Consider the following 18535-nt stretch of genomic DNA (forward strand, 5'->3'; position numbering starts at 1 on the left):
AGGTCTTTAGACCGTGGTTTCGGCCGGAGTACGCTCTAGCAAACGACGGATCTCAGATGCCACCCGCTCAGGATGCGAAATCGGTGACATGTGTCCCGCCCCTTCGATCACCACGCGGCGCGCATCCGGCAACCGCGCCTCAAAGACATCGTGAATCGCAGCGATGATGCGTGGTGTGCCCTGCCCCTCAACTAGCAAACAAGACATTTTAAGCCCTTCCAGTGCCCCAGGTGCGGCTTGCCCATGCACATCCATTGAGGTCACCGGAGCGCAGGCCGAGATCAGGTGAATACGTGCTGCCATGTCATCGCGCAGGATCACCGGCAGTCGTTCCCAGGACACAGCTCCACCCCAAACACCATGAAACAGACGCGCAGCCTCGATATGATCCCCGGCCCGCATCGCATCTGCAAACGCTCCCTTCATAAAGGCGTCGACATCGTCATATTCCCCAGCATATTGCGGATGGTTGCTGAGAGCAGCAAATAGAACCGGTTCAATCAAAGTCAGGCTTCGCACCCGTTCTGGAACCATTTGGGCAACGCGAAGGGCAACAGTAGCTCCAAAACTGTGCCCGACCAGATCAACCGTTTCCTGCGCCTCTGTGTCCAGTAGCGCCAACGCCGCTTCGGCTGCTTGCGTCTGGTAGTCCCGTTCAGGATCCCAATCCCCAGATTGCCCATGGCCGGGCAAATCCATCATCAGCATAGACAGGTCAGAGGAAAGCTGCGTTGCCACGCCGCGCCATGCCCCGAGATGGGCAAGAGAACAATGCAGCAGCAGCGCCTCCCGGCGCCCCTGCCCCATCCGGGTCCAATGTATTTCAGTGCCAGCCAGAGTATCCTTTGCCATAACCCGCTTATCAGCGGGTGGCGAGGTGGGCGTCAAGCTGTGCGAGCCGATCTTGTCCCCAGAACCTTGCGTCATCATCCGTGACATAGAAAGGCGACCCGAATACACCGGCCTTCACCGCATCATCAGTGTTTCTGGAATAGACCTCAGCCCCTTCCAGCATCCCAGTCATCGTCAACATGCGCGAGAATCCACAGGCCTCAAGCGCATCGCCAATCACCTCATCCTGCGCGATGTCTTTCTCCTCGGCCCAGCAGGCCCGGAGGATCTTTTGCACCAGCGCCCCGACATCTCCACCACCCGCTTTTTGCGCGGCAATGATTGCGTAAGACGCGGGAGCTGCATTGGTGGGCCAGAAGGCAGGATTTGGGGTAAGCTCCATCTCCAGAGATTTTGACCAACGCTGCAGTTCCTGCATCCGATATTCATTTCGACTCGGATGCCGTTCCGATTGCTTCACACCCCCGGTACGATCAAAGATCGACATGATATCCATTGGCTTGTAGGTCACGCTGGCCCCATGGCGGGCCGCCATTTCTTCCATCCGCGCCCCGGCAAGATACGCCCAAGGCGAAAGGACTGTGAAATAATAGTCAATATGCGCCAATTTCTGCCCTCCTTGTTTCACCAACCTGTTTAAAGGAATCTGCATGGATGGTAAGGGGGTGCCATCGTCACGATTCTGTCATACGGGCCACTTGGGGACACGACCATGCCTTCGATCACTGAACCGAAACTCATTTCCGGCAATGCCAACCAACCACTTGCCAAATCTGTCGCCAAGCGCATGTCGCTTCATCGCGGTGAACGCGTGGGGCTGGTAGATGCCCGCGTCGAACGCTTCAACGACCAGGAGGTTTTCGTTGAGATCTACGAAAACGTCCGTGGTGAAGACATGTTCATCATTCAGCCGACATCAAACCCGGCCAATGACAACCTGATGGAGCTGTTGATCATCTCGGACACATTGCGCCGCTCGTCTGCGGCCCGCATCACCGCCGTGATCCCCTATTTCGGCTATGCTCGTCAGGACCGCCGGACCAAGGCGCGGACGCCGATCTCGGCCAAGCTGGTCGCCAACCTGATTGCCCAGTCTGGCATTGAACGGGTTCTGACCATGGACCTGCACGCCACCCAGATCCAGGGCTTCTTCGACATTCCGGTGGACAACCTTTATGCCAGCCCGGTTTTTGCACTGGATGTGAAGCATCACTTCAAGGATTGCCTCGACGAAGTCATGGTGATCTCGCCGGACGTGGGTGGTGTTGGCCGCGCACGTGAACTGGCTAAGCGGATCAACGCTCCGCTCGCCATCGTCGACAAACGTCGCGAGAAAGCTGGTGAAGTGGCTGAAATGACCGTGATTGGTGACGTGACCGGCAAGCGCTGCATTATCGTGGACGACATCTGCGACACTGCTGGCACCCTGTGCAAGGCGGCCGAAGTCTTGATGGAAAAAGGTGCCAGCGAAGTCCACGCATATATCACCCACGGCGTCATGTCCGGCCCCGCCGTCGAGCGTGTTTCCAACTCGGTGATGAAGTCTCTGGTGATCACCGATTCGATTGAGGCGACCGACCATGTGAAAAACGCGCCGAATATCCGCATCGTACCCACCGCACCGATCTTTGCCCAAGCGATCCAGAACATCTGGGGCGGCATGTCGGTCAGTTCGCTCTTCGATCATGACACGCTCGAGCCGCTTTACGAAGGCATGTATACCTAAGTGATTACAATTACTTAAAATAACAAAGGGCCCGAGAGGGCCCTTTTTCTATTGCGCCGGCCTGCCCGGCTAATCAACATCCCAGTCATCCGGATCAGACAAGCTGCCGATCGCAAGCCAATCGGCTCGAATGCGGGCGACCCGCGTGTCACCCCAGGTTTTGAACACGATCTCGAACCCGTCATGCGAGATATTCTCGGCTGTGATATCCACCCTCTGGTTCGTCTCGCCAGCAATGTCCCACATGGAAATCGAAACCTGTACCGATGGAAGCTCGAAAAACCGCCCGTCAAAATTGACAGGCTCACGAAACTCTCGCGGCCCGCTGCCGGTCCACATCTTCCCGTCGTGTTCGAAATCTGAAAACAAGACACGGCTGCCCTGTTCGACACCCAATTGATTGCGATTAAATTTCTTCATAATTGAACCCGCTACTTCACCTCTGTGATTTGGCCAAATAATTTCGGCCTTTTCAAGACACTCAACGCAGCTTCAGAAAGAACGGAAAGATCGCGAGCAGAATGAGGCCGGAGAAAAGAAACGGCGCGCCGGGCAAGTAAATATAGGCGTCTTCTGCTGCAAATTCTTGGAAAAGTCCGGTCATTACCATTGGGGCAAGCACCGCCGAAATCGAAGCAAGAGAGGCAATCACCCCTTGCAACAGGCCTTGTCGGTCCTCGGACACTTTATTGGCCATGATTGCCGTCATCGTCGGGGGTGCCATATCGGCCAGAGCGGCCACCGCGAGGAAGGTAAACATCACCACAACACTGGCTGTCAGGCCAAATACGATTAGCGCGACTGTGGCGCAGGCCATTGAAAAGATGAGAGTTTTATACTCACCCAAGCGCGGGATAAGCACACGCATCACGCCCCCTTGGGTGATCGCAATTCCGATCCCATAGGCCGAAAGGGTCACACCAATCAGGGCGGTGCCCCAGCCAAACACCTCACGGGTCCAGAAGGCCCAAAGTACGGGGTAGACCATGTTGGCGAACTCAAACAGGAACAGCAACGTCAGTGGCAGCGCCAGCCCCGGAAGGCGAAATGCATCAAGGATCGAACTGAATGGATTTAGATCGCGGCGGGCAAATCCGCGGCGCTTTTCAGGGTTAAGGCTTTCTGGCAAAACGAAAATTCCGAACAGGACATTGATCCCTGCCATTGCGGCTGCAAGCCAGAACGGGGCTGTAATGTGCCAACTGGCAACCACCCCACCGATGGCGGGCCCCATGACAAATCCAATCCCGAAAGCGGCCCCGATCAGGCCAAAATTCGCTGCGCGTTCCTCGGGTTTCGAGATATCCGCAAGATAGGCCGTCGCCGTAATGTAGGTTCCGCCCGCGATCCCGGCCATGGCTCGTCCAATCAAAAGCCAGATGAACGTGGTGGCCATCGCCATGATCACATAGTCAATACAGAGCGTGACAAGAGCCAATAAAAGCACCGGCCTGCGCCCAAAACTATCTGATAATCCACCAATAATCGGCGCGAAGAGGAATTGCATCCCGGCGTAAGACGCCATCAATATCCCGCCCCAGAACGCTCCGTCTGCGGTATTGGTCGCTCCGACTTTCTGCATCAGATCCGGCATGATTGGGAACACGATGCCAATCCCGATTGCGTCGAGCAACAGGGTGGCAAGGATGAACCAGAGGGCGGAGCGATTTTTCATGGGAGCTTTCACCGCGATCACTTAACCAATGGGTCAAGTTCTGCCCGGAAGCGGCGCGAGGTGCAATCTTTAAAGTTTTTAAAGGCTCAGACGGGCAAAGTTTAAAGTTCTGAGGGGCTGGAAGGGGAAAGTTTAAAGTTTTTCCAGTATGGGATTGGGTTTCCTGTGCGAGTCCAGAGCAGATCTTGCTTTTGCATAATTGTAGACCGAATATCAGTGATGCGGGCAAAGCGGGCTATCCCGTCGCAAGGTTGAATGTCTGCTCTGCGCGGCTCAACCAAACTACGGTTCAAAGTTCCATGGACATCTCATGCCAAGTCATTCCTCCATGGCCAGAGGTCGATGGATTTAAATATCTGTACCCAAATCTCTCATAGAGCGGGACGTGATGCTCTTTGCACATGAGGTAGATTGCGGATTTTCCCATCTTTTTCATGCGTCCTACGAACTCGACCATCAATGCCCGTGAAAGGCCTTTTCCCTGCTGGGCCGGATCAACGACGACAGACATTATAACGACATTTGGAGCGTTAGGGTCATGCCCCACAAGCTCCTTGAACTCCTCATCTGACATTTCGACGTTGTGCGCACATCCGCAATTCATAAAGCCAACGGTCTCGCCTTCGATCTCAAGAATGAGGAAACCATCGGGATAGACCTCAATCCTCTTGGATATCTTTTCGAGGGTTGCTGCTTCGTCGCCTTCATAGGCAGAAGTCTCGATCTCAAAACATCGAATTGCGTCGGAGGGCTGGGCGTTTCGAAATTTGTTCATGCACATACATTACGCGCGATAGATCAAGTTGAATAGCCGCTGTTGGTTCCCCTCGCAGCATTCGACACAATGGGCTCATAGCGGGACATTCAAACAAAAAACCCCGCCTCAATGGACGGGGTTTTTAAATTCTTATCTGCCGGGTAGCTTACGAGTTGGCGTTGAAGCCCAGTTCGCTGGCCAGTGCGGCGATGTCGACGGTGCGTTTTGCCAGTTCGTCGAGGTTTTCTGCGGTGGCGTTGTCGGACGCGTTGGCGGCGTCTTGCACAAAGCTGTCCACAACCTCTTGGGTCACTTCCGCCACCGGAACGGCGCGTTCGGCCAGAACCGAAGTGCCATTGGCGGTGATTTCAGCAAACCCACCGGTCACGGCATAAGCGGCGTCGCCCTCAGGGCTCTCCACTTTCACGATACCGGGACGCAGCGTGGTGATGGTCGGCGCGTGCATCGGCATGGCCGTCATGTCGCCATCGGCCCCGGGCAGTTGAACTGCGGTGGCCTGAAGCGAAGCCAGGCTGCGCTCGGGCGATACCAGGTCGAATTGCATCGTATCTGCCATTTAGGGTCTCCTTTCAGGATGGTCGGGGGTGAGTTTCCTCACCCCGTCGCGGTCCCAGATTAAGCAGCGTCAGCGGCCATTTTCTCGGCTTTGGCAATCACCTCATCGATGCCGCCAACCATGTAGAAGGCGCCTTCGGGCAGGTGATCGTATTCGCCAGCCACAACAGCCTTGAACGACTTGATGGTGTCTTCCAGCGGAACCTGAACACCGTCCGAGCCAGTGAACACTTTTGCCACGTCGAAGGGCTGCGACAGGAAGCGTTCGATCTTACGAGCGCGCGCAACAGTCAGCTTATCTTCTTCCGACAGTTCGTCCATGCCAAGAATGGCGATGATGTCCTGCAGCGATTTGTAGCGCTGAAGGATTTCCTGAACGTCGGTAGCAACTTTATAGTGCTCGTCACCGATGACCAGTGGGTCCAACAGACGCGAGGTCGAACCAAGCGGGTCAACCGCCGGGTAGATGCCTTTTTCCGAGATCGAACGGTCGAGAACGGTGGTCGCATCAAGGTGAGCAAACGAGGTTGCAGGTGCAGGGTCGGTAAGGTCATCCGCGGGAACATATACGGCCTGAACCGAAGTAATCGAACCCGATTTGGTCGACGAAATACGTTCCTGCATGGCACCCATGTCGGTGGCCAGCGTCGGCTGATAACCAACCGCCGAAGGAATACGGCCCAGCAGAGCCGAAACTTCCGAACCAGCTTGGGTAAAGCGGAAGATGTTGTCGACGAAGAACAGAACGTCCGAGCCAGTGTCGTCACGGAACTGTTCCGCTAGGGTCAGACCCGACAGAGCAACACGCATACGTGCTCCGGGAGGCTCGTTCATCTGGCCATAAACCAGCGCAATTTTCGATTCTTCCAGGTTATCAGGAACGATAACGCCGGATTCGATCATCTCGTGGTAAAGGTCGTTGCCTTCACGGGTACGTTCACCAACACCAGCGAACACGGACACACCCGAGTGCACTTTAGCGATGTTGTTGATCAGTTCCATGATCAGAACGGTTTTGCCCACGCCGGCACCGCCGAATAGACCAATTTTACCACCCTTGGTGTAGGGGGCCAGCAGGTCGATAACCTTGATGCCGGTGGTCAGAATTTCGGTTTCGGTCGACTGGTCTTCGAATGCAGGCGCGTCACCGTGGATCGGGCGGCTGGCGTCCGATTTGACCGGGCCTTTTTCGTCAACCGGCTCGCCGATGACGTTCAGGATGCGGCCCAGAGTTGCGTTGCCGATCGGCACCGAGATCGGTGCGCCGGTGTCAGTTACTTCCTGACCGCGGACCAGACCTTCGGATGCGTCCATAGCGATACAGCGGACGGTGTTTTCACCAAGGTGCTGTGCCACTTCGAGGACAAGTTTGTTGCCATTGTTGTCGGTGTTGAGCGCGTTCAGAATTTCGGGAAGGGCATCCTCGAATTGAACGTCCACAACGGCGCCAATCACCTGAGTGATCTTACCTTTAGCGTTAGCCATTGTTGTTTCTCCGGTTCCTTAGAGCGCCTCAGCGCCCGAAATGATTTCGATAAGTTCGTTGGTAATCACTGCCTGACGTGACCGGTTGAACTGAATGGTCAGCTTGTCGATCATGTCGCCTGCGTTGCGGGTTGCGTTGTCCATTGCGGACATCCGCGCGCCCTGTTCCGAGGCAGCGTTTTCCAAAAGAGCCGAGAAGATCTGAGTGGCCACGCCCGAGGGCAGCAGCGTTTTCAGGATACCTTCTTCCGACGGTTCGTAATCGTAGACCACCGACGCATCTGCGCCCTCTTCAGGGGCATCAAAGCTGGCAGGGATAACCTGCGTAGTCGTCGGGACCTGGCTGATCACGCTTTCGAACGTGTTGTAGAAGATCGTCGCCACGTCGAACTCACCCTCGTTGAAACGATGGATAAGATCGTTGGCAATGCCCTGGGCATTGCCGTAGCTGACGTTGCGCACTTCGGACAGATCGACATGGTGTACCATAATGTCGCCGAACTCGCGTTTCAGCTGTTCGCGGCCTTTCTTGCCGACAGTGATCATTTTCACCGTCTTGCCCTGACCGAGCAGCTCGTCCGCTTTGGCACGTGCCATTTTCACGATCGACGAGTTGAAGCCACCGCAGAGGCCCCGTTCAGCGGTCATGACCACAAGCATGTGGACCTTATCGCTGCCGGTGCCGGACAGAAGCATGGGTGCATTGCCCCCAGCCGAGGCGGCCGCCAAGCTACCCAGAACGGTGTTGAACCGTTCTGCATAGGGACGACCTGCTTCGGCAGCTTCCTGTGCCCGCCGCAGTTTTGCGGCGGCCACCATCTGCATGGCCTTCGTGATCTTCCGAGTGTTTTTGACACTCTCGATCCGATTTTTGAGGTCCTTAAGGTTAGGCATCGTTCAGAGCCCCCCTTAAGCGAAGTCAGCGGCGAAGGCGTCCAGCGCTGCTTTAACTTTGTCCTCAAGCTCACCTTTAACCTTACGGTCATTGTTGGTGATGTCTTCGAGCAGATCGGCGTGTTTGGAACGCAGGTGGTTCAGAAGGCCGGTCTCATAGCGACCAACTTCTTTCACACCAACCTTGTCCAGATAACCGTTGGTACCGGCGAAGATCACGCAAACGATCTCGGCGTTGGTCAGCGGCGAATACTGGGCTTGCTTCATCAGTTCCGTCAGGCGTGCGCCACGGTTCAGAAGCTGCTGGGTCGATGCGTCAAGATCCGAACCGAACTGGGCAAACGCGGCCATCTCGCGGTACTGAGCGAGCGACAGTTTCACCGGGCCAGCAACCGAAGACATGGCTTTGGTCTGAGCCGAGGAACCAACGCGCGACACCGACAGACCGGTGTTCACAGCGGGGCGGATCCCTTGGTAGAACAGTTCCGTTTCCAGGAAGATCTGACCGTCGGTGATCGAAATCACGTTGGTCGGAATAAACGCGGACACGTCACCACCTTGGGTTTCAATCACGGGCAGCGCGGTCAGCGAACCAGAACCGTAATCTTCATTCAGCTTGGCCGAACGTTCCAGAAGACGCGAGTGAAGATAGAAAACGTCACCCGGATAAGCTTCACGTCCCGGCGGACGGCGCAGAAGCAGCGACATCTGGCGATAGGACACAGCCTGTTTCGACAGGTCATCATAGATGATCAGCGCGTGGCGGCCATTGTCACGGAAGTGTTCGGCCATTGCGGTCGCGGCGTAGGGTGCCAGGAACTGCATAGGCGCCGGGTCGGATGCGGTCGCAGCCACAATGATCGAATATTCGATCGCGCCGGATTCTTCCAGTTTCTTCACCAGCTGGGCAACGGTCGAACGCTTTTGGCCAACGGCCACGTACACACAGTACAGCTTTTTCGATTCATCGTCGCCAGCGGCGTCGTTGTAGGATTTCTGGTTCAGGATCGCGTCCAGAGCAACGGCGGTTTTACCGGTCTGACGGTCACCAATGATCAGCTCACGCTGGCCACGACCGATTGGGATCATCGCGTCAACCGATTTCAGGCCGGTTGCCATCGGTTCGTGAACCGATTTACGCGGGATGATGCCCGGTGCTTTCACGTCGGCAACGCCGCGCTTGGTTGCTTTGATCGGGCCTTTGCCGTCGATCGGGTTGCCCAGACCGTCAACTACGCGACCCAGAAGTTCGTCACCGGTCGGCACGTCCACAATTGCGTTCGTACGTTTTACGGTGTCGCCTTCTTTAATGTCGCGGTCCGAACCGAAGATAACAACACCAACGTTGTCAGCTTCAAGGTTCAGGGCCATTCCGCGGATACCACCGGGGAATTCGACCATTTCACCAGCCTGGATGTTGTCGAGGCCATGTACGCGAGCAATACCGTCACCGACGGAGAGCACGCGACCAACCTCGGCCACTTCGGCTTCCTGACCAAAGTTCTTGATCTGGTCCTTAAGGATCGCAGAAATTTCTGCTGCTTGGATACCCATTATCCGACCTCTTTCATGGAATTCTGCAGTGCATTGAGCTTGGCTTTGATCGAGGTGTCGATCATGCGCGAGCCCACTTTGACAACGAGGCCGCCGATGAGACTTTCGTCAACGGCCACGTCCACTTTCACATCCTTGCCGGTGGTGCCCTTGAGCGCCTTGGCAAGCTTGTCTTGTTGCGCCTTGGTCATGGCCTTGGCCGAAGTCACCTCAGCGGTCACCTCACCCTTGTCCTCGGCGATCAGTGCGCGCAGCGCAGCGATCAATTGAGGCAATGCAAACAAACGACGCTTCTGGGCCATCAGACCCAGCGTGTTTGCCACCATTGGCGAAAGTTTCATTTTCTTGGCGATGGCGTCGATAGCCACACCCTGTTCTTCCCGGCTTACGACCGGTGAAGAGATCAGGTTGCGGAAATCGGCGCTATCGGCGAGAGCCGCATCAAGGGCATTAACATCCCCTTCAACAGCTTTCAGGTCTTTGCCTTCCTTAGCCAGTTCGAAAACGGCCGTGGCATATCGCTGGGCAATTCCAGCAGAGATCGCGACTGGTTCGGACACGTCCACCCTTCCGATGTCTTGAGCCCCTTCGAGACGTGCCGTGAAGCACATCGGGGCGGCCTACAGATGCCGCGGTTGTCGCGTGTCATCTAAATCGCGTCGGGATGTAGCAGGGAAAACCCTTCCTCGCAACAGGCTTGGTGGGGTTTAACGCCAACATATTGGACCTTTATGACACTGCACCACCTGCGGATTGGCCCAGACCCCTTTACGGATAGGAGAAAATGCCGGGGGTGGTTGTTAAAATGACCGTCAAATTTCTGAATACAATTGCATACCGAAACCCGTTCTCAGGTTAACGAATCTACCAATACGTCTGTGCGACTGCCCTTTTTCCAATGATCTCGGGGCAGATCAGCCATGTGATTCTCGCCAAATCAGAGCGAATTGCGCCGTCGGGGCCTTGCTCGCTCTTCGCCCTGATCAAACGCGTGCCACTCCATTTGGACCTGTGCTGCACCCGCAGCCCCTGTCCCCGATGTCAACGCTTCCAAACGGGGTTGCTATACGTGCAGAGAAAAAACTCAGGCACATCTTTTTTGAATTCAATCTTGGATGGGTACGGATCACTCCGATTGGCGGCTGATGCGTTCTCTACCAAATACCAAAACAGCAACATCACAACAGCGTCGCGCCGTTGTTCGGTCCAATCGGGCATTTCAGACCCCGGTTCAGGAGTAAATTCACCGCAAATATAGTCTTGCCCGAAGTTACGTAAAAACTCCGGTTCCGGCAGCTTCAACGATCCCCATTCGACCATAAACGTATTCTTCGCAACGCTTGATACTCTTACTTCGGGTGGCGCTCCGCGGTGACAGACAATCGCCCTGCGGGCTCCACCACCGGCTGCCCCATCCCCTCCAGCACTTTCAGCGGTTGACGCACGCGTTGTGCAAGGCCGGGGCGCTTCGGGGCCGGGATTTGTTTCGACACTTCCACCATCAAGACCCCGCCGGCCATCACGACCGGCAACTGCATGCCGGCGCGTTCCCAGAAATTGCCGGTCTTGAGCCAGAACCGCTTGCTCGACGGGGGCTGATACAAGGCGGAGAGGTGACGCTCGACATTAAACCCATAGGTTTTGAGCTGCGCTTCAAGCTGCCCCGCTGAATAGGGGCGGCCATAACCGAAGGGCGTCTTGTCCGAGCGCGCCCAGAGCCCGGCCCGGTTCGGCACCACAAAAAGCGCGCGCCCGCCCGGCCCCAGCACGCGATAGCATTCGTCCAGAAGGAAGGCTGGGTTTTCGCTGGTCTCAAGCCCATGCATCAACACCAGTCGATCCACCACACCGTTTTCGAGCGGCCAGATCGTGTCTTCAACCAACGTCGAGACATTCTTCATGCCAATGGGCCACGGCATCACCCCCTGCGGCGCCGGCATCATCCCGATCACCCGACGGGCCGGTTTGAGGTAGGGGCGCAGCAAAGGCACCGCAAATCCGAACCCGGCCACGGTCTGTCCTTTGCATCGCTCGGGCGACCAGAGCGCCACGACCTTATCCCGCACCGCCTTTTGGGCAGCACGCCCCAACATGCTGCGGTAATAGAAATTTCGAAGGTCTTGCACATCGAGATGCATGGGAACGCCTGGAACTGAGGAACATTGTGGTTTTTCAAGGCACAGTAACGCAGTTTCCGAAAAATGCCAGAAGGGCTGATCAAATGCGTGGCACAGTTTGTGGTGGGCGACATTTGCCTTTGCTGCGTCGCGCTGCCGGTGGCCTCGTGGCGCTCGGTCAGGGGCGCTGCCCCTCGCGCTTTGCGCTCACCCCGGGATATTTCCGGTCAGAAGAAGACAGGCGGGTCTACCCCAGGGGCTCCGAAAGCGGGGCCGCTGGGTGCCTCTGGTTTGAAGTGAGGGAGGCGACGGTTGGGGAGAGCGGCGGCACGGTTGGGAGCAGGTCATGTCGGGAGGATATGCAGAGCGACGGATGACGGGCCTTTATAGATGACGGGCCATTATAAATGGCTGTTGCTATGGCCGTTTCTCGAAGATCCCCATCAGATTATTGGCTGGCATGTCACTCAAATCCACACGCACCAAACGGTGGGCTGCGGCTATTTCGCCGATGGTTTCGATTTCCTTATAGCCGATGGTGGGGTCATCCTTGCGCAGCGCATTGTGAAAGATCAGATCCCCTTCCGAGCGGAACCCGCCCCCGGATCTGAACGGGCCGTAAAGGCACCAACGTCCACCGTTGTCCAGAGATCGCCCCACCCCGGCGATCACCGCTGTCATGTCGTGATCGGTGACCAGGTGCATAAGGTTCACGGTGACAATCACGTCAAACCCGCTCGCACACCATCCTGGATCGGTAGCATCCAGATACTGCGCCAGCCGCATATTGCGATGTCCGGCCTGCGCGCGCCAGGCGTCAATGCTATCCAATCGTTCATCTGCAATATCGGTGGGCTGCCAGACGATGCCGGGAAAGGCGGCGGCAAAGGCGATGGCGTGCTGCCCCGTACCCGATGCGATCTCGAGCCCATAGCCCTGCGCGGGCAGATAGGGTTTCAGAGCTTTCACGATAGGAGCAATATTCCGCTCAGCGGAAGGAGCGGAAAGGCGCACGTCATCGCTGGCCCCGTCCTGCGAGGACAGGGGGGTTGCGGTGGAGTGAGGTCTTTCCCCGGCCATCGGTGCTTCCAATACTTCAGATCCCCATGAAACCAGTATTGAGCTTACCGGCCATTTGCGCAAGACTGGCCTCTGGACCGACGAAAACACCGATAATCCCGCCGATCGCCTTCTTGTCGGATCCCACGAAAAAACCGCAAAGGATCCCCGGATGCTCTCTCTCGTCACGTTGCCCTGCCTGTCCGATAATTACGCCTATCTTCTGCATGACAATGAGACCGGTTCGACCGCTGTGGTGGATGTACCAGAGGCGGCTCCGATCCTGTCAGAGCTGGCCACGCGAGGCTGGCAGCTGACCGAGATCTGGCTGACCCATCACCATTATGACCATGTGGACGGGGTGGCGGATCTGGTCGCCGCAACAGGCGCGATCGTGCGTGGTGCCGTGGCTGACGCCCACCGCCTGCCCCCATTGACCGACGCGCTTGCCCCTGGCGAGAGTTTTTCCTTTGCCACCCATGATGTTCACGTGCTGGACGCACCGGGCCATACCGTGGGCCATATTGCCTTTCACGTTCCCGCCGCCCGCGCCGCCTTTACAGGTGATAGCCTGATGGTCATGGGCTGCGGTCGTTTGTTCGAAGGAACACCGGATCAGATGTGGTCGAGCCTAACAACCCTTGCAAAGCTGCCTGACGATACCAATATCTGTTCAGGCCACGAATACACGGCCAGCAATGCCGCCTTTGCGGTGACCATCGAACCTGACAACGTCGCCCTTGCCGCCCGCCGGCAAGATATCGAAGAGGCCCGCGCACAGGGCCTGCCCACCGTCCCCGCGCCTCTGTCCCTTGAACGAGAAACCAACCCTTTCCTGCGCGCCCATCTGCCATCGGTCAAATCCGGTCTGGGCATGGAGGATGCAACCGATACAGAGGTTTTCGCCGAAATCCGACGCCGAAAAGACACGTTTTGATGATTTCGCCATTTCACGCGTTCACCATCGCTGGAATTAGGTGTAACATATCAATATCTTGAGGTGCTTCACATGTGGGCGGCCTGACCCATAGGCCGTTCCAAATACCAATACACCCTGGCTCTAATCAGGGGGAATTTCCGGGTCAGTCACACAGGTTTCCCGAGAAATTTACCAAAAACCCCTTGAAGCCGCGCCGGGAAAACCGAAACTTAATCATATGAGGCCAGTCTTGGGGCACCTGTCCGGTGCATCAGACCCACGCGAGGAACCCAAGGCCCCGCGCAGATAACGAGGAGAAGCCAAGTGCCGTCTTTTTCAAAACCACTCGAAGACGCCATTCACCACGCGTTGGCGCTGGCAAATGAGCGTAAGCACGAATTGGCCACATTGGAGCATCTGCTCCTCGCGCTGATCGATGAACCGGATGCCGCACGGGTCATGCAGGCCTGTTCGGTAGACCTGAACGACCTGCGCAAGACGCTGATCGAATTTATTGAAGATGAGCTTGCCACCCTGATCACCGATGTCGAGGGCAATGAAGCGGTGCCCACCGCCGCGTTCCAGCGGGTGATCCAACGCGCGGCAATCCATGTGCAAAGCTCGGGTCGCACCGAAGTGACCGGGGCCAACGTGCTGGTGGCAATCTTTGCCGAACGCGAGTCGAACGCCGCCTTCTTCCTGCAAGAACAGGACATGACCCGCTATGACGCGGTGAACTACATCGCACATGGTGTTGCCAAAGACCCTGGCTTTGGTGACGCACGCCCGGTGTCCGGCACCCCTGATTTCGAAGAAGAAATGTCCGAGGCGCAACCTGTTGAGGAAAAGGAAACCGCGCTGGGGAAATATTGCGTGGATCTCAATGCCAAGGCGCGTGCGGGGGACATTGACCCGCTGATCGGGCGAGAGCATGAAGTTGAACGCTCGATCCAGGTTCTGTGCCGCCGCCGCAAGAACAACCCGCTTTTGGTGGGTGATCCGGGCGTGGGCAAAACTGCCATCGCTGAAGGTCTGGCCGCCAAGATCGTGGTGGGCGAGACGCCAGAGATCCTATCGGAAACCACAATCTTTTCGCTCGACATGGGCGCGCTGCTGGCGGGCACCCGCTATCGCGGCGATTTTGAAGAGCGCCTGAAGGCGGTGATGAAAGAGTTGGAAGACCATCCCGATGCGGTTCTGTTCATCGACGAAATCCACACTGTGATCGGTGCGGGTGCCACTTCGGGTGGGGCGATGGATGCTTCGAACTTGCTGAAGCCTGCCCTTCAGGGCGGCAAACTGCGCTGCATGGGATCGACCACCTACAAGGAATTCCGCCAGCATTTCGAAAAAGACCGCGCGCTCAGCCGTCGATTCCAGAAAATCGACGTGAACGAGCCAACGGTTGATGACGCAATCGAAATCCTCAAGGGTCTGAAACCCTATTTCGAAGAACATCACAGTGTGGAGTTTACCGCCGATGCGATCAAAGCCGCCGTCGAACTGTCGGACCGCTATGTGAATGACCGCAAGCTGCCTGACAAGGCAATCGACGTGATTGATGAAGCCGGGGCCGCGCAGCATCTACTGCCGGAAAACAAGCGTAAAAAGCTGATCGATACGAAAGAGATCGAGGCCGTGGTGGCCAAAATCGCGCGCATTCCGCCGAAAAACGTCTCGAAAGACGATGCGGAAACCCTGCGCGATCTGGAAAAATCGCTCAAACGCGTGGTGTTCGGCCAGGACAAGGCGATCGAAGCCCTGTCTTCTGCCATTAAGCTGGCCCGTGCAGGCTTGCGCGAACCGGAAAAACCGATTGGCAACTATCTCTTTGCCGGGCCGACCGGTGTCGGCAAAACCGAGGTGGCCAAGCAATTGGCCGACAATCTCGGTGTGGAACTCTTGCGCTTCGACATGTCGGAATACATGGAGAAACACGCCGTCAGCCGCTTGATCGGTGCGCCTCCGGGCTATGTTGGCTTTGATCAGGGTGGCCTTCTGACCGATGGGGTCGACCAGCATCCTCATTGTGTGCTGCTCTTGGATGAGATCGAAAAGGCCCACCCGGATGTTTACAACATCCTTCTGCAAGTCATGGATAACGGCGAACTCACCGACCACAACGGCCGCACCGTGAGCTTCCGCAACGTGGTCCTGATCATGACCTCAAACGCAGGGGCTCGCGAACAGGCACAGGCCGCCGTCGGCTTTGGCCGGGATCGTCGCGAAGGCGAAGACACCGCCGCCATCGAACGCACCTTCACTCCCGAATTCCGCAACCGTCTGGATGCGGTGATCGGCTTTGCCCCACTTGGCAAAGAGGTGATCCTGCAAGTGGTCGAAAAATTCGTCATGCAGCTGGAAGCCCAGCTTCTGGACCGCGGTGTGACCATTGAACTGACCCGAGCCGCGGCCGAGTGGATTGCGGATAAAGGCTATGACGACCGGATGGGCGCCCGCCCGCTGGGGCGTGTCATTCAGGAGCACATCAAAAAGCCGCTCGCCGAAGAGCTGCTCTTTGGCAAGCTGTCCAAAGGCGGCATGGTGCAGGTTGGTGTCAAATCCGGCGAGCTGGAACTTCGGATGGAGAAACCGAAAAGCCGCCAGATCAGCCCGAAGAAGAAGCCTCCTCTTCTGACCGCCGACTAAGAGCATCTTCTGCCTAAAATCAATTTCGGCCGCGATCCCAGTCGCGGCCGTTTTCATTTGTTGGGTCGTAGTGCGCGCCTCACCTCTCCCCCGCCCGATCATCAACGCGACACCGGTCTGACTTTCATCGGGCAATCGCCCGCTCTCTGCCTTCATGGCCTGCCCATTGACATGAAACCGCGATGTGGATGCCATAACGAACAGGCCACACTCAAGAGCAGACATGGCACGCAAACTGTCAAAAGACAGCAGAATGGACTGCCCGCAGCACGGACAGCATCGCCCGGCTTTCATTTGCAGGCATCTGCAACATGGAGAGGGTCTTGGTTTCGTGGAAGCCAAGGACTACGACCCGGACCTTCCATTTCGCATGGCGTAATGCAGCGCCTGCGACCATGTGCTTCCGGAGCAAGGGGCGTAGGATGACAGCTCGGATGGTCATGCGCAAATCATGGCGATTTGTGAAGGTTGCCTAAGTGAAATTGAGACGCGAAACACGTGGTAAGCCAGACCCACGTGGCGTGGGGCACACTCAACGCTCGGTCAGTTTTAACTCGATCCGCCGGTTCTGCGCGCGGGCTTCTTCCGTATCAGCCGGATTGACCGGGCGGTATTCCCCAAATCCGGTGGCGGCCAGCCGATCCGGCGGAAAGCCCAGCGCGTCGATCATATATTCGACGACCGACAATGCCCGCCCCTGGCTCAGGTCCCAATTGTTGCGAAACTTGCCAATGCCGGTGAAAGGTTGGTTGTCGGTGTGACCGTCCACACGGATGATCCAGTCAATTTCGGGGGGGATTTCGTCCGCCACCTCGGACAGAAGTGCGGCCACCTGCGCCACCTGCGCCTTACCTTCGGGTTGCAGCACAGCCCGGCCTGACGAAAACAGCACTTCGGATGAGAACACGAAACGGTCGCCAACAATTTTGACCCCTTCGCGATTGCTGAGAATTTGGCGCAGCTTGCCGAAGAATTCAGAGCGGTATGAGGCGAGTTCTTTCGCTTCTTCCTCAAGCCGTTTGCGTTCGGCTTCTTCAAGGGCGGCGCGTTTGCGTTCTTCTGCGGCCACGCGGGCAAGGGCTGCGTTCAGTTCCGTCCCCAATTGCTGGATCTGGATCTGCGCCGCCTGATCCTCCGCCCTGCTGTCATCAAGGATGGATTGCAATGTGCCAAGCTGCGCACGAAGGGCGGCCACTTGTTCATTCAAAAGCGCCACCCGGCGCTGGCTTTCAGCACTGGCAGCCTCTTCCTCAGCCAAGGCAAGGTTGGCGATGGACAGCAGGCGCTTTTGCTCTTCGGCATCCGACAACGCAACTTCGGTTCGCGTTTCCGCCGCCAGCCGTTCGGCAAGTGCAGCTTTCAGTTCTTCTCCCAGTCGTTCCGCATCCACACCTTCCGCTCTCATCGCTTCAAGCTCCAGAAGGGCCGCAGCGAGTCGGGCATCAAGGTCTACGCCCGCGGATTTCGCAGCCGCCAGAAGGGTAAGCGTTTCCTCGGCTTCTTTGCGCTGCGCCTCAAGTGCCAGTGTCATTGCGGTGAGCTCGGCATCCGCATTTTCCAGACGTGCGCGCAGGGCTTGGGCGGCAGCGGCTTCTGCAATCCGGGCCACTTCTTCGTCGCTCAGCGCTTGCTGTCCTTCCTCGACCTTACCTTCAAGATCCTTGACCAGCGCCTCAAGCGCTTCGCGGCGGGCGGCGTCGAGCCGAGCGGCTTCCACACCCTCATCGATTTCGTCTCGCGCCTGTACAAGAGCAAGTTGCAACGCTTCCTGTTCGGTGATGAGTTTGGCCTGTGCTGCCACAAGCTCTTCGATTGTGGCTGTCATTGCCGTGCCAGCCGCCAAAGCTTCATCCCGTTGCGACAGAAGCGACGCGACCTGCGCCTCGAAACTGGTGATCTGCGCGGCCTGCGCCGAGATCTGAGCCTCTTGCACCTCGGTCTGGGCGGTGAGCTGGGCAATCAGCGCGGTTTGCGCCTCGGCGATATTGCGCGCCTCGGTCAGGGTCGAATTCAAAAGCCCCACCTGCCCTTCCAGCACTTCGGAGCGGTTGCGTTCCAGCCCCAATGCATCCGCCAGTTCAGCCACCTGAAGGGTCAGTTCATCCAGCTCATCCGCCTGACCGGAAATGGTTTCACGCAAGATGAACTGCACCACCATGAAGATGGTCAGGACAAAAAATAGTACGAGGAGAAGCGCGGTCATCGCGTCCACGAAACCGGGCCAGATTGACCCGCTGACCCGATTGGTGGAACGGCGCGACATTGCCATCGG

The 18535-nt window shown here is 57.1% G+C and carries 18 protein-coding genes; 4 read left to right on the forward strand and 14 right to left on the reverse strand.

Going from position 1 to position 18535, the window contains the following annotated elements; all coding sequences use genetic code 11:
- Positions 1 to 6: 6 nt before the first annotated feature.
- Both O2N63_RS14030 and O2N63_RS14035 read right to left on the reverse strand, forming a co-directional pair.
- A complete protein-coding gene (locus O2N63_RS14030) occupies positions 7 to 852 on the reverse strand; it encodes an alpha/beta fold hydrolase (protein WP_271054911.1) in 846 nt (281 codons plus the stop codon).
- 10 nt (positions 853 to 862) lie between these two features.
- Positions 863 to 1459, reverse strand: a complete 597-nt coding sequence (locus O2N63_RS14035) for a 2-hydroxychromene-2-carboxylate isomerase (protein ID WP_271054912.1) — start codon at positions 1457 to 1459, stop codon at positions 863 to 865.
- 105 nt (positions 1460 to 1564) lie between these two features.
- Between O2N63_RS14035 and O2N63_RS14040 the strand changes: the two genes are divergently transcribed.
- Positions 1565 to 2578, forward strand: coding sequence for a ribose-phosphate pyrophosphokinase (locus tag O2N63_RS14040; protein ID WP_271054913.1), 1014 nt, complete (start codon positions 1565 to 1567; stop codon positions 2576 to 2578).
- Between the two features lie 69 nt (positions 2579 to 2647).
- Here O2N63_RS14040 and O2N63_RS14045 read toward each other — a convergent pair whose 3' ends face one another.
- From O2N63_RS14045 to O2N63_RS14095, 11 genes are all read right to left on the reverse strand, one after another.
- Positions 2648 to 2998, reverse strand: coding sequence for an H-type lectin domain-containing protein (locus tag O2N63_RS14045; RefSeq protein WP_271054914.1), 351 nt, complete (start codon positions 2996 to 2998; stop codon positions 2648 to 2650).
- Positions 2999 to 3059: 61 nt separating this feature from the next.
- Positions 3060 to 4253 (reverse strand): MFS transporter, encoded by a 1194-nt coding sequence (locus tag O2N63_RS14050; protein ID WP_271054915.1) that lies wholly within the window; start codon positions 4251 to 4253, stop codon positions 3060 to 3062.
- A gap of 289 nt (positions 4254 to 4542) precedes the next feature.
- A complete protein-coding gene (locus tag O2N63_RS14055; protein WP_271054916.1) occupies positions 4543 to 5028 on the reverse strand; it encodes a GNAT family N-acetyltransferase in 486 nt (161 codons plus the stop codon).
- Positions 5029 to 5176: 148 nt separating this feature from the next.
- Positions 5177 to 5587 carry a F0F1 ATP synthase subunit epsilon gene (locus O2N63_RS14060; protein WP_271054917.1) on the reverse strand — a complete coding sequence of 137 codons (411 nt, stop codon included), beginning with the start codon at positions 5585 to 5587 and terminating at the stop codon, positions 5177 to 5179.
- A 59-nt stretch (positions 5588 to 5646) separates the two neighbouring features.
- On the reverse strand, positions 5647 to 7071 hold the full coding sequence (atpD, locus tag O2N63_RS14065; RefSeq protein WP_271054918.1) for a F0F1 ATP synthase subunit beta: 1425 nt from the start codon (positions 7069 to 7071) through the stop codon (positions 5647 to 5649).
- An 18-nt stretch (positions 7072 to 7089) separates the two neighbouring features.
- Positions 7090 to 7965, reverse strand: coding sequence for a F0F1 ATP synthase subunit gamma (locus tag O2N63_RS14070; RefSeq protein WP_271054919.1), 876 nt, complete (start codon positions 7963 to 7965; stop codon positions 7090 to 7092).
- Between the two features lie 15 nt (positions 7966 to 7980).
- Entirely contained in the window at positions 7981 to 9519 is a 1539-nt protein-coding gene (gene atpA / locus O2N63_RS14075) for a F0F1 ATP synthase subunit alpha (protein ID WP_271054920.1), read from the reverse strand.
- The gene (locus O2N63_RS14080) at positions 9519 to 10079 is read right to left on the reverse strand and encodes a F0F1 ATP synthase subunit delta (protein WP_271054921.1); all 561 of its coding nucleotides are present in this window, start codon (positions 10077 to 10079) and stop codon (positions 9519 to 9521) included. The genes atpA and O2N63_RS14080 overlap by 1 nt, the downstream gene beginning before the upstream one ends.
- Positions 10080 to 10560: 481 nt before the next feature.
- Complete coding sequence (locus O2N63_RS14085; RefSeq protein ID WP_271054922.1) at positions 10561 to 10839, reverse strand: hypothetical protein; 279 nt, start codon at positions 10837 to 10839, stop codon at positions 10561 to 10563.
- 29 nt (positions 10840 to 10868) lie between these two features.
- Positions 10869 to 11657 carry a methyltransferase domain-containing protein gene (locus O2N63_RS14090; protein WP_271054923.1) on the reverse strand — a complete coding sequence of 263 codons (789 nt, stop codon included), beginning with the start codon at positions 11655 to 11657 and terminating at the stop codon, positions 10869 to 10871.
- Positions 11658 to 12053: 396 nt separating this feature from the next.
- A complete protein-coding gene (locus O2N63_RS14095; RefSeq protein ID WP_271054924.1) occupies positions 12054 to 12716 on the reverse strand; it encodes a DUF938 domain-containing protein in 663 nt (220 codons plus the stop codon).
- 151 nt (positions 12717 to 12867) lie between these two features.
- Between O2N63_RS14095 and gloB the strand changes: the two genes are divergently transcribed.
- The 3 genes from gloB (at position 12868) to O2N63_RS14110 (ending at position 16642) form a co-directional block, all read left to right on the forward strand.
- Positions 12868 to 13632: a hydroxyacylglutathione hydrolase gene (gene gloB, locus O2N63_RS14100; protein WP_271054978.1), complete on the forward strand. Its 765-nt coding sequence runs from the start codon at positions 12868 to 12870 to the stop codon at positions 13630 to 13632.
- Between the two features lie 306 nt (positions 13633 to 13938).
- Positions 13939 to 16263, forward strand: coding sequence for an ATP-dependent Clp protease ATP-binding subunit ClpA (gene clpA, locus O2N63_RS14105; RefSeq protein WP_271054925.1), 2325 nt, complete (start codon positions 13939 to 13941; stop codon positions 16261 to 16263).
- A 223-nt stretch (positions 16264 to 16486) separates the two neighbouring features.
- A complete protein-coding gene (locus O2N63_RS14110) occupies positions 16487 to 16642 on the forward strand; it encodes a hypothetical protein (protein WP_271054926.1) in 156 nt (51 codons plus the stop codon).
- Positions 16643 to 16795: 153 nt separating this feature from the next.
- Here O2N63_RS14110 and O2N63_RS14115 read toward each other — a convergent pair whose 3' ends face one another.
- Entirely contained in the window at positions 16796 to 18532 is a 1737-nt protein-coding gene (locus O2N63_RS14115) for a peptidoglycan -binding protein (RefSeq protein ID WP_271054927.1), read from the reverse strand.
- Positions 18533 to 18535 lie beyond the last annotated feature (3 nt).

Source organism: Aliiroseovarius salicola, from assembly GCF_027891095.1.
Taxonomy (GTDB): domain Bacteria; phylum Pseudomonadota; class Alphaproteobacteria; order Rhodobacterales; family Rhodobacteraceae; genus Aliiroseovarius; species Aliiroseovarius salicola.